Consider the following 13086-nt stretch of genomic DNA (forward strand, 5'->3'; position numbering starts at 1 on the left):
GGGAGCGTGGGGGTGGGTTGTTGGCGGGGCAGTCGTTGTATGTGTTGTTTACGTCGGGGTCGACGGGTGGGGCGAAGGGTGTGGTGGTGACGCATGGTTCGGTGGGGGCTTATGTGGAGCGGGCGCGGGGTGTGTATGGGGGTGCGGCGTCGGGTGTGGGGTTGTTGCATTCGTCGTTGGCGTTTGATTTGACGGTGACGGTGTTGTTTACGCCGTTGGTTTCGGGTGGGTGTGTGCGGGTGGGGGCGTTGGATGAGTCTGCGGTGGGTGTGGGGGTGTCGTTGGTGAAGGTGACTCCTTCGCATTTGGGGTTGTTGGGTGAGTTGGAGGGTGTGGTGGGGGCGGGGGGTTTGTTGGTGGTGGGTGGTGAGGCGTTGCGGGTGGGGATGTTGCGTGGGTGGATGGCGGATCATCCTGGTGTGTCGGTGGTGAATGCTTATGGACCGACGGAGTTGACGGTCAATTGCGCTGATTTTGTGGTGGATCCTGGGTTTGTGGAGGGTTCCGAGGATGGGGTGGCGGTGCCGGTGGGGCGGCCGTTCGCTGGGCATCGGCTGTTCGTGTTGGATGCTGGGTTGGGATTGGTGCCCGTCGGCGTGGTGGGGGAGTTGTATGTCGCGGGTGTGGGTTTGGCGCGTGGGTATTTTGGTAGGGCGGGGTTGACGGCGGAGCGGTTTGTGGCGTGTCCGTTTGGTGGGGTGGGGGAGCGGATGTATCGGACGGGGGATTTGGTGCGGTGGCGGGCGGACGGTGATTTGGAGTTTGTGGGGCGTGCGGATGATCAGGTGAAGGTGCGGGGTTTCCGTATCGAGTTGGGTGAGGTGGAGGCGGCGGTTTCCGCGTTCCCGGGTGTGGAGCGTGGCGTGGTGGTGGTGAGGGAGGACCGGCCGGGCGATCAACGAATCGTCGCCTACATCGTCCCGGAAAATGGTATGAGGGTGGACGAGCGTGAGTTGCTGCTGGCGGTGGGGCGTCGTGTGCCGGATTACATGGTGCCGTCTGCGGTGGTGGTGTTGGAGGTGGTGCCATTGACGGTGAATGGGAAGGTGGATCGGAAGGCTTTGCCGGTGCCGGGTGTGGTGTCGGGTGAGGTGTTTCGGGCCCCACGTGGTCCGGTGGAGGAGTTGTTGTGTGGGTTGTTTGCTGAGGTTCTTGGGGTGGAGCGGGTGGGGGTTGATGATGGGTTCTTCGCGTTGGGTGGGCATTCGTTGTTGGCGATGCGGTTGGTTTCGCGGGTGCGGTCGGCGTTTGGGGTGGAGTTGCCGGTGCGGGTGGTGTTTGAGGCGTCGACGGTGGCGGCGTTGGCGGAGCGGGTTGGTGTGGCGGGTGCGGGTCGGGAGCGGTTGGGGGTGGTGGAGCGTCCGGAGCGGGTGCCGGTGTCGTTCGCGCAGCAGCGGTTGTGGTTCCTCTACCAGTTGGAAGGTCCCAGCCCGACATACAACATTCCGATGGCGCTTCGCCTCGAAGGACACCTCGATATCGCGGCGTTGCGGTCCGCGTTGACGGATGTTGTGACCCGGCATGAGAGTCTCCGTACTCTTTTGCGGCAGGACCCGGTGACTGGTCAGGCGTTCCAGGATGTGGTGCCGGCCGGGGACGCCGCGTGTGCGGTCGAGTTGCCCGTTACGGATACCACCGAGCAGGGTGTTGCGTCGCTGCTGGCCGAAGCGGCCGGATATGCCTTCGACTTGGCCACCGAGATCCCTTTCCGCGCGGAGTTGTATCGCCTCGGCGAAGGCGATCACGTCTTGATGTTGCTGGTGCATCACAGTGCGATGGATGGTTGGTCGATTCGTGCTCTGTCTCGTGATCTCACCGAGGCTTATGCCGCCCGGCTACGGGGTGAGATTCCGGGGTGGGCGCCGTTGCCGGTGCAGTACGCGGACTACGCCCTGTGGCAGCGAAAATTGCTCGGGGAGGAGTCCGACCCGGAGAGTGAGATTTCCCGCCAGTTGGGCTTCTGGCGTGAGCGGTTGGCCGGTCTCCCGGAGGAGATCACGCTGCCCGTTGACCGGCCCCGTCCGGCCGTTGCCTCGTATCGCGGTGGCCGCATCGAGTTCGATATCCCGGCCGCGCTCCACCACCGGCTGGTGGAGCTGGCGCGGGACCGCGGGGTGACCGTGTTCATGGTGGTCCAGGCCGCGCTCGCCGCAATGCTGTCGCGGCTCGGCGCCGGTGAGGACGTCCCGATCGGTACCCCGATCGCGGGACGCACCGACGAGGCCACCGAGGACCTGGTGGGCTTCTTCGCCAACACCCTGGTCCTGCGGACCGACACCACCGGCGACCCGACCTTCCACGACCTTCTCGACCGCGTCCGCACCACCGACCTGGATGCCTACGCGCATCAGGACATCCCGTTCGAGCGCCTCGTCGAGCTGCTCAACCCCCAACGTTCCCTCGCCCGCCATCCCCTCTTCCAGGTCATGCTCGCCTTCAACAACGACGGCCAGCGCAGCGCGCTGCGGTGGGCGAGTGGCCTTCCCGGTGTGGACGTCGGGCTCATGGAGGTGGACACCGGGATCAGCCAGTTCGACCTGGCGTTCTCCTTCACCGAGAGACACGGCGAGCCCGGCCTGTCCGGCATCCTCGACTACGCCACGGCCCTGTTCGACCCGTCCACGGCCGACGGCTTCGTCGCACGTTTCCTCCGGCTGCTGGACGCCGTGGTCGCCGAGCCGGGGGAGCGGGTCGGGAGCGTGGAGCTGCTCTCGGCGGACGAGCGGCGGGCGCTCGTGCCCGCGAGCGATGTCGACCGGCGTTCCGAAGGCCGCGCCGACGGCGTTCCCTCGACCGCCCGCACTCTCCACGGGCAGTTCGAGGAGCAGGTGGTGCGGGCGCCGGGCGCGGTGGCGGTGGTCGCGGGGGACACGTCGCTGACCTACCGTGAGGTGAACGCGCGGGCTGACCGTCTGGCCGCGGTGTTGCGGTCGCGTGGCGCGGGGCCGGAGCGGTTTGTCGCTGTCGCGTTGCCGCGTGGTGCCGACATGGTGGTGGCGCTGCTGGCGGTGCTCAAGTCCGGGGCGGGATACCTGCCGCTGGACCCGGCCTATCCGCGGGAGCGGTTGGCGTTCATGGTCGAGGACACCGAGCCCGTCGCGGTGGTCACGCTCACGGGCACGGCGGTTCCCGGCGAGCTGGAACGGGTCGAGCTGGACGATCCGGCGATCGCCACGGCACTCGACAACGCGCCGGACGACGACAACGCGCCGGACGATGGCGCCGCGCGGAGCGACGATGTCGCGTCGGACGATGGCGCCGCGTCGGCACTTCCGTCCCCCGAGTATCCGGCGTACGTGATCTACACCTCCGGATCCACCGGCAGGCCCAAGGGCGTCGTCGTCTCGCACGCCAACGCGACCCGCCTCTTCCCGGCCTGCGCCGACGCGGTCCCCTTCGGACCGGAGCAGGTGTGGACGCTCTTCCACTCCTACGCCTTCGACTTCTCCGTCTGGGAGATCTGGGGCGCGCTGCTGCACGGCGGACGCCTCGTCGTCGTGCCCGAAGCCGTCACCCGGTCACCGGCGGACTTCCTGAGGCTGCTCGTCGACGAGCGGGTGACCGTGCTCAGCCAGACGCCCTCGGCGTTCGGAGCGCTCACCGAGGCGGCGCTGCGGGACCGGGCCACGTGTGCCGAACTGGTCCTGGAGCGGGTGGTGTTCGGCGGCGAGGCGCTGGACCCGGGCAGGCTGGCCGACTGGTACCGGCTGCCGCTGCGCACCGCACCGGTGCTGGTGAACATGTACGGCATCACGGAGACCACGGTCCATGTCACCGCGCTGCCGCTACGCGAGGACGACTGCCGGGCCACCGGCAGCCCCATCGGGCGTGCCCTGGGGGACCTGCGCGTCTACGTTCTCGACGCGCGCCTGCGGCCCGTGCCGCCCGGCGTCGTCGGCGAGATGTACGTGGCGGGCGCCGGCCTCGCCCGGGGATACCTGAGGCGGCCCGCGCTGACCGCCGAGCGTTTCGTGGCCAACCCGTTCTCCCGCGCCGGTGGTCGCCTCTACCGCACCGGCGACCTCGCCCGCGTGCGGTCCGACGGCGGGCTGGAGTACGCCGGGCGCGCCGACCGGCAGGTGAAGGTACGGGGGTTCCGGATCGAACTCGGCGAGATCGAGGCGGCGCTGCGGCGGCAACCCGGCGTCGCCCAGGCCGCGGTGCTCGTCAGGGACGACGGTCCGGACGACCGGCGGCTGGTCGCCTGCGTCGTCCCGAGCGACGCGGGCCCGGCCCTCGCGCCGGACGTGCTCCGCGCACGGCTGCTGTCCGAACTGCCCGACCACATGGGGCCGTCGGTGTACGTCGTGCTCGACGCGCTGCCGCTGACGCCCAACGGCAAGCTGGACCAGGCGGCGCTGCTGGCCTCCGCGCGGGAGGCGCGGGACACCGGGCACGCCATACGGCTGCCGCGCACGCCGCGGGAGGAGATCCTGTGCGAGCTGTTCGCCGAGGCGCTGCGCCTGCCCCGGGTGGGGATCGACGACGACTTCTTCGCGCTGGGCGGGCACTCGCTCCTCGCCACCCGCCTGCTCGCCGCCGTCCGGGCCACGCTCGGCGTCGACCTGAACGTCCGTGACCTGTTCGAGGCCGCCACCCCCGCCGGCCTCGCCGCCCGGCTCGCCGACGCGCCGGACGGCCGTCCCCCGGTGGCTCCGGCCGTGCCCCGGCCGGAGCGGCTGCCGCTGTCGCACGCGCAGCGCCGCCTGTGGTTCCTCAGCCGGCTGGAGGGCCCGAGCCCGACCTACAACATTCCCGTCGCGCTGCGCCTGACCGGCCCGCTGAACGCCGAGGCGCTGCGCGCTGCGCTCGCCGACGTGGCGGAACGCCACGAGTCGCTGCGGACCGTCTTCGCGGCCGACGAGGGCGAGGGCGCCGAGCCGCGGCAGGTCGTCCTGCCGCCCGCCGAGCCGCCGCTGACCGTGGAGTCCGTCACCCCGGCGGAACTCACCGAACGGGTCGGCCGCGCCGCCCGTCACCCCTTCGACATCTCGACGGAACCGCCGCTGCGGGCCTGGCTGCTGCGGATCTCGCCGGTGGAACACACCCTGGTGCTGGTCGTGCACCACATCGCGGCCGACGGCTGGTCGATGGGGCCGCTCGCCCGCGACCTGGTGCTGGCGTACACGGCGCGCGCCGGCGGCGAGGCGCCGAGGTGGGCGCCGCTGCCGGTGCAGTACGCGGACTACGCGCTGTGGCAGCGGAAGGTGCTCGGTGCGGAGGGCGAATCCGCCGGCGTCGCCTCGGAGCAGCTGGAGTTCTGGCGCGAGGCGCTGGACGGCCTCCCGGACGAGCTCCCGCTGCCGACCGACCGGGCGCGGCCGGCGGTGCCGTCCTACCGCGCGGGGCGGGCGGTGTTCACCGTGCCGGCCGCCGTGCACACGCGCCTGGTGGGCGTGGCGAGGCACCGCAGGGCGACGCTGTTCATGGTGGTGCGGGCCGCGCTGGCCACGTTGCTGTCCAGGCTGGGAGCCGGCGAGGACATCCCCGTCGGCACCCCCGTCGCCGGCCGGGGCGACGAGGCGCTGGACGACGTGATCGGCTTCTTCGTCAACACGCTGGTGCTGCGGACCGACATCTCGGGAGACCCGACCTTCGAGGAACTCGTGGACCGGGTGCGCGCCGCGGACCTCGACGCCCACGCCCACCAGGACGTGCCGTTCGAGCGCCTGGTGGAGGAGCTGAAGCCCCCCAGGTCGCTGGCCCGCCACCCCCTCTTCCAGATCTGGTACACGCTCACCAACGCGGACCAGGACCCGCTGAAGCCCGTTCTGGGTGCGCTGCCCAGGCTCAGCTGCTCCGAGTTCCCCGTGGGCCCCGGCGCCGCCAAGTTCGACCTGTCGTTCTCCTTCGCCGAGCACCGCGGCGCCACGGGCGCACCCGACGGCCTCACCCTCAGGCTGGACTTCGCCCGCGACCTCTACGACGAGGAGACCGCCGAGGCGATCGGCCGCCGGCTGCTGCACCTCCTGGAGGCCCTCGCCGAGGCACCGTCCGCGCCCGTCGGAGACGCGCCGCTCCTCACCCCCGACGAGCACGACCGGGCGCTGGGGACCTGGGCCCGAGGCCCGGCGGCCGACGTGCCGGAAGCCGCCCTGCCCGCGCTCCTCACCCGGTGGGCCTCGCGGACGCCCGACGCCGTGGCCTGCGTGAGCGGGGCCACCGCGCTCAGCTACGCCGAACTCGACGCCCGCAGCGACGCGTTGGCGCGGACCCTCGCCCGGCGCGGCGTCGGCCCCGAACGGCTGGTGGCCCTCGCGCTCCCCCGCTCGGAACTGCTGCTCGTCGCCCTGCTCGCGGTACTCAAGACGGGCGCCGGCTACGTTCCGCTCGACCCCGCCCACCCCGCGGAACGGCTGGCGTACATGCTGGCCGACGCCTCCCCCGAGCTGCTGCTCACCACGTCCCGCCTGGCCGGGCAGGTGCCGTTCGACCCGGCGCGCACCCTGCCGCTGGACGCCGCGCCGACGGCCGACGGCGACCCCCCGCCCGCGACCGCGCTCCCGTCCCCGCCCGCGGGCGGCGACCGCACCGCCTATGTCATCTACACCTCGGGCTCCACGGGCCGCCCCAAGGGCGTCTGCGTCCCCGAGACCGCGCTGCGCGCCTTCCTCACCGACGCGGTGGAACGGTTCGAACTGGGCCCCGGCGACCGGCTGCTGGCCGTCACCACCGTCGGCTTCGACATCGCGGGCCTCGAACTGTTCGCCCCGCTGCTCGCCGGCGCCACCGTCGTGCTGGCCGACGAGGAACTCGTCTCCGATCCCGCCGCCGTCCTCGAACTGTGCGCGGGCGGACGGGTCACCGCCGTCCAGGCGACGCCCAGCTGGTGGCGGGTACTGCTGGAGGCCGCCGCCGGTCGCCCCGGCGCGCTCGCCGGGACGCGGGCGCTGGTCGGTGGCGAAGCCCTCCCCGGAGACCTGGCTGCCGCGCTCGCCGGCGCCACCCGGTCGCCCGTCAACCTCTACGGCCCCACCGAGGCCACCATCTGGTCCACCGCCGCCCCGGTCACCGCGCGCGACACCACCCCGCCGCCCATCGGAACGCCGCTGCGGAACTGGGTGACCTACGTGCTGGACGCGCGCCTGCGACCGGTGCCGCCCGGCGTCCCCGGCGAGATCCACATCGCCGGCCCCGGGCTCGCCCGCGGCTACCGCGACCGCCCCGCCCTCACCGCGGAACGCTTCGTCGCCTGCCCCTACCTGCCGGGCGCCCGCATGTACCGCACCGGGGACCTGGGACGGTGGCGGCGCGACGGCACGCTGGAATACCTCGGCCGCGCCGACGACCAGGTGAAGGTCCGCGGCTTCCGCATCGAGCTCGCGGAGGTCACCGGGGCGCTCGGCCGGCACCCGGCGGTGCGGCAGTGCGCCGCCGCCGTCAGGGAACACCGGGCCGGGGGCGGCGCGCTGGTCGGCTACGTCGTCCCGCACCCGGACGCCGAACCGCCGACCCCCGCCGAGCTCCGCGAGACCGCTCAACGCGCCCTCCCCGCCTACATGGTGCCCACCGCCTTCGTCACACTGCCCGCACTGCCGCTCACCCCCAACGGCAAGCTCGACCGCGCCGCCCTGCCGGACCCCGGCCCCGACTCGGCCGCCGCGCCCCGGCCCCCGGCGACCCCGGAGGAGAAGATCCTCACCGAGCTCTTCGCCCAGGTCCTCGACCTGCCGCAGGCGGGCGCCGACGACAGCTTCTTCGACCTCGGCGGCGACAGCGTGATGACGATCCGCCTGGTCAGCCGCGCCCGGCAGGCGGGACTGCCCCTCGCCGTACGCGACGTGTTCGCCCACCGCACGCCCGCCGCCCTCGCCGCCGCGGCCACGTCCCCCGACGGCCAGCCGGACGGCCCACGCACCGCGGGGACGACGGCGCCACCCGAGACCCCGGACGGAACCCCGACGGCCGCCGTCCCGGCCACGGGCCCGCGAACGGACGCCCCGACAGACCCCCCGACAGAACCCCCGACCGGGGAACTCTTCACGATCAGCGACGACGAACTGTCGGAGCTGGAGCAGGAACTCGCACTCGATGGGGATGAGGACCAGTGGTGAACCGTCAGTCGAAGACCGTCGAGCAGATCCTGCCGGTGTCTCCTCTTCAGGAGGGGTTGTTGTTTCATCATGCGTTGTCGGTGGGGGGTGGCGGTGGTGTGGATGTGTATGTGGGGCAGTTGGTTTTTGATTTGGTGGGTGTGGTGGATGGTGTGCGGTTGCGGGGTGCGGTGGAGGCGTTGGTGGGGCGTCATGGGGTGTTGAGGTCGGGGTTTCGGCAGGTGCGGTCGGGTGAGTGGGTGTCTGTGGTGGCGCGGCGGGTGGGGGTGCCGTGGCGTGAGGTGGATGCCCGGGGTGTGGGCGGGGACGAGGTGGGGGTGTTGGTGGAGGAGGAGCGTTGGGCTGGTTTCGATGTGTCGCGTGGGCCGTTGGTGCGGTTCGCTTTGTTGCGAGTGGGTGAGGATCGCTTTCGTTTTGTGATCACGAATCATCATGTGGTGTGGGATGGCTGGTCGGTTCCGGTGTTGTTGCGTGAGTTGTTGGCGTTGTACGGCAGTGCGGGGGATGTGTCGGTGCTGCCGGCGGTGCGTCCCTACGGTGACTTTCTGCGGTGGTTGGCCTCGCGGGACGCCGGGGTGGCCGAGGCCGCCTGGCGGCGGGCACTCGCCGGCCTCGAAGAACCCTCACTCGTCGCCCCCACCGCACCCCGCGAGACCGTTCCCCCCGCCACCGCCCACGCCGAACTCAACCCCGAGCAGACGCGGGCCCTCACCACCTGGGCACGAACCCACGGCGTCACACCCGCCACCACCGTGCAGAGCGCCTGGGCGCTCGTGCTCGGCCAACTCCTCGGCCGCCGCGACGTCGTCTTCGGCACCACCGTCTCCGGCCGCCCCGCCGACCTCCCCGGCGCCGAGGACATGGTCGGCCTCTTCATCAACACGATCCCCGTCCGCGCCGTCACCGAACCCGCCGACACCCTCGCCACGTTCACCACCCGCCTCCAGAACCAGCAGGCCGACCTCGCCGAACACCACCACACCCGCCTCACCGACATCCAGCGCTGGACAGGGCACCACCAGCTCTTCGACAGCCTCGTCGTCTACGAGAACTACCCCGTGGGCCACCGCGACGGCGACACCATCACCACCGACGACTTCACCGTCACCGCCGCCCGGGGCACCGACGCCACCCACTACCCCCTGACCCTGACCGCCCTCCCCGGCGACACACTGCGGCTACGCCTCGACTACCGCCCCGACCTCTTCGACGCGGACACCGCCACCGCCCTCCTGCGACGCGCCGTCCGCGCCCTGGAAAGCACCGCCACCCCCACCGCCGACCAGCTGCCGCTCAGCCGCCTCGACCTCCTGGCGCCGGACGAACGGCAGCGCGTGCTGCACGACTGGAACGACACCCGACGCGAGGTGCCCCCGCACCCCCTGCACGCCATCCTCGAACAGCAGACGCGGCGCACCCCCGACGCCACCGCCCTCACACACCGTGACACCACGCTGACCTTCGCGGAACTCAACCTCCGCGCGAACCAGCTCGCCCACCTGCTGATCGCCGCCGGAGCCGGACCCGACGACATCGTGGCACTGGCCTTCCCCCGCGGCACCGAATCCCTCGTCGCCATGCTCGCCACGCTCAAGGCCGGCGCCGCCTACCTCCCGCTCGACACCGACCAGCCCACCAGCCGGCTGGCCACCCTGCTGGAGGAGTCGCGCCCCGCGATCGTCCTCACCACCGGCACCACCACCATCCCCCCACACCCCGCGCCCCGCATCGCCCTGGACGCGCGCGAAACCCTGCGCGACCTCGCGGACATGCCCCACCACGACCCCACCGACACCGACCGGCGCGCGCCCCTCCACCCCCGGCACGCCGCCTACGTCATCCACACCTCCGGATCCACCGGCCGCCCCAAGGGCGTCGTCATCGAACACCGAGGCCTTACCCACTTCTTCCACGCCAACCGGCGAGGCATCATCGACCCCCACGCCACCGGCCGCCCACGGCTCCGCGCCGCCCTCACCGCCTCCCTCTCCTTCGACACCTCACTCGAAGGCGTGCTCTGCCTGGTCGCCGGCCACGAGCTGCACCTCGTCGACGACGACACCCGGCGGGACCCCGAACGGCTCGTCGCCTACGTCCGCCGCGCCGGCATCGACTTCATGGACCTCACACCCACCTACGCACAGCAACTGGTCGACACCGGGCTCCTCGACGACGACCAGCACCACCCCGCCGTGCTCCTCCTCGGCGGCGAAGCCGCCGACGCCACCCTGTGGACCACGCTCCGCCAAACCCCGAAAACCACCTCCTACAACTACTACGGCCCCACCGAGTTCACCGTCGACGCCATCTCCTCCGCCCTCGACGCCACGCCCCAGCCCGTCATCGGCCACCCCCTGGACAACGCCGCCGCCTACGTCCTCGACAGCTTCCTGCGCCCCGTTCCCCCCGGCGTCACCGGAGAGCTCTACCTGGCCGGGCCCCAGCTCGCCCGCGGCTACGCCCGCCAGCCCGGACTGACCGCCGGACGCTTCGTCGCCTGCCCCTTCGGCGCGCCGGGCGCACGCATGTACCGCACCGGCGACCTGGCCCGACGGCTCGACGACGGCACCCTCGCCTACCTCGGCCGCGCCGACGACCAGATCAAGCTGCGCGGCTTCCGCATCGAACCCGCCGAGATCGCCCACGCCCTCGCCGGCCACCCCTCCGTGGCCCAGTGCGTCGTCACGCTGCACCAGGACGACACCCACGACCCCCGACTCGTCGCCTACCTCGTGCCGTCGGAGCCCGAAACCGACCACCGGGAACTCACCTGGGAAGCCACCCGGGAACTCACCACCCACCTGGCCGCCTCGCTGCCCGCTCACATGGTGCCCACCGCCTTCGTCGCCCTGCCCGAACTGCCGCTCACGCCCAACGGAAAGCTCGACCGCGCCGCCCTCCCCGCCCCCGAGCCGACCCCCGGCGACCGGTCCCGGCGCCCGCGCGGCCCCCGCGGCCCGCGTGAGGAGATCCTCCTCGGCCTCTTCGCCGAGGTGCTGCGCCGGCCCGGCATCGGAATCCACGACGACTTCTTCGCCGCCGGCGGCCACTCGCTGCTCGCCGGCAAGCTGGTCAGCCGCATCCGCTCGACACTGGGTGTGGAACTCGCGCTCCGTGAACTCTTCGAACACCCCACCGTCGCCGCACTCGCCACCGCGCTCCCCACCGGGGGCGGAAACGGGGGCGGCAACGCGGTCGGTGGCGCGGTCGGTGGCGCCCACACCGCCAGGCCCGCACTCCGCCCCCGCCCGCGCCCGGAACGCCTCCCCGTCTCGTTCGCGCAGCGCAGGCTGTGGCTCCTCAACCGCCTCGAACCGGACAACGCCGCCTACCACATCCCCGTGGCCCTGCGCCTGCGCGGCCCCGTCGACGCCGAGGCGATGCGCGCCGCACTCGCGGACGTCGTCCGTCGGCACGAGGTGCTGCGCACCGTCTTCGTCCAGGACGGTGCTGGTGCTGGTGCTGGTGCCGGTGCCGGTGCTGGTGCTGGTTTCGGTGACGGCGAGGGCGGGGGCGAGGCGTGGCAGTTCGTCCGCGCCGTCGAGAACGCCCGCCCCGAACTGCCCGTGCTCCCGGTCGCGGAACACGAACTCCCCGAGACGCTCGGCGACCTGATGCGCCAACCGTTCGACGTCTCCGTCGACCTGCCGGTACGAGGCTGGCTGCTGCGGCTCTCGCCCGACGATCACGTGCTGGCGGTGGTGGTCCACCACATCGCCGGCGACGGATGGTCGATGGGCCCGCTCGCCCGCGACCTCGTCGCGGCGTACGGCGCGCGCGTGGACGGCGAGGCACCGCCGTGGACACCACTCCCGGTGCAGTACGCCGACTACGCCCTCTGGCAGCGCGAGATCCTCGGCGAGGAGAGTGACCAGGACAGCGAGATCTCCCGACAGCTGGCCTACTGGCGCGAGCACCTCGCGGATCTCCCCGAGGAAATCCCCCTGCCCACCGACCGGCAGCGACCGACCGTCGCGTCCCACAGGGGCGGACGCGTCGAGTTCACCATCCCGGCCGAGGTACACGGCCAGTTGGGCAACCTCGCCAGGCAACGGCGTGCGACGCCGTTCATGGTGATGCAGGCGGCGCTGGCCACACTGCTGTCCAGGCTGGGAGCCGGCGAGGACATCCCGATCGGAACGCCGATCGCCGGGCGGACGGACGAGGCCACCGAGGAACTCGTGGGCTTCTTCGTGAACACCCTGGTGCTGCGCACGGACGTGTCGGGAAATCCGTCCTTCGGCGAACTCCTGGACCGGGTACGGACCGCCGATCTGCGGGCGTACGCGCATCAGGACGTGCCGTTCGAGCGCCTGGTGGAAATCCTCAACCCGACTCGCTCGCTCTCCCGTCACCCGCTCTTCCAGGTCATGTTGACCTTCAACAGCGCGGAACAGGCCGAGGCGGTAGAGAGCATCTCGGAACTCTCCGGGCTCGACGTCTCCGCATATCCGGCGGACACCGAGCGTGTGAAGGTGGACCTCGCCTTCACCTTCACGGAGACCTACGCGCCCGACGGAACTCCCAACGGAATCAACGGGACTCTTCAGTACGCCGCTGACCTTTTCGACGAGGAGCGGGCCGAGGAGATCACCCGGCGCCTGGAGCGGGTTTTGGGTGTGGTGGTGGGGGGTTCTGGTGTGTTGGTGGGTGGTGTGGATGTGTTGTCGGAGGGTGAGCGTGGGTTGGTGTTGGGGTGGGGTCGTGGGGGTGTGGTGGGTGGTGGGTTTGGGGTTTCTGGTGGGTTGGTGGGGTTGTTTGAGGAGCGGGTGAGGTGTGTTCCGGGTGCGGTGGCGGTGGTTGGTGGTGGGGTGGAGTTGTCGTATGGGGAGTTGAATGCGCGGGTGAATGGGTGGGCGCGGTGGTTGTTGGGTCGTGGTGTGGGTGCGGAGTGTGGGGTGGGGGTGGTGATGTCTGCTGGGGTTGATGCGGTGGTGGTGTTGTTGGCGGTGGCGAAGGCTGGGGGGTTTTATGTGCCGGTGGATCCGGGGTGGCCGGTGGAGCGGGTGGTGGCTGTGTTGGGTGAGGTGGA

At 71.5% G+C, this 13086-nt stretch carries 2 protein-coding genes; both read left to right on the forward strand.

Features of this window, described 5'->3' with window-relative positions:
• Nucleotides 1-41 precede the first annotated feature (41 nt).
• Nucleotides 42-8054, forward strand: coding sequence for an amino acid adenylation domain-containing protein (locus tag FH715_RS27815; protein ID WP_425472781.1), 8013 nt, complete (start codon nucleotides 42-44; stop codon nucleotides 8052-8054).
• Between the two features lie 80 nt (nucleotides 8055-8134).
• Nucleotides 8135-13086 (forward strand): non-ribosomal peptide synthetase (locus tag FH715_RS27820; protein ID WP_281290791.1); only part of this gene is annotated, 4952 nt, incomplete at its 3' end.

This window comes from Streptomyces sedi (genome assembly GCF_006335015.1).
Taxonomy (GTDB): Bacteria; Actinomycetota; Actinomycetes; order Streptomycetales; family Streptomycetaceae; genus Streptomyces; species Streptomyces sedi.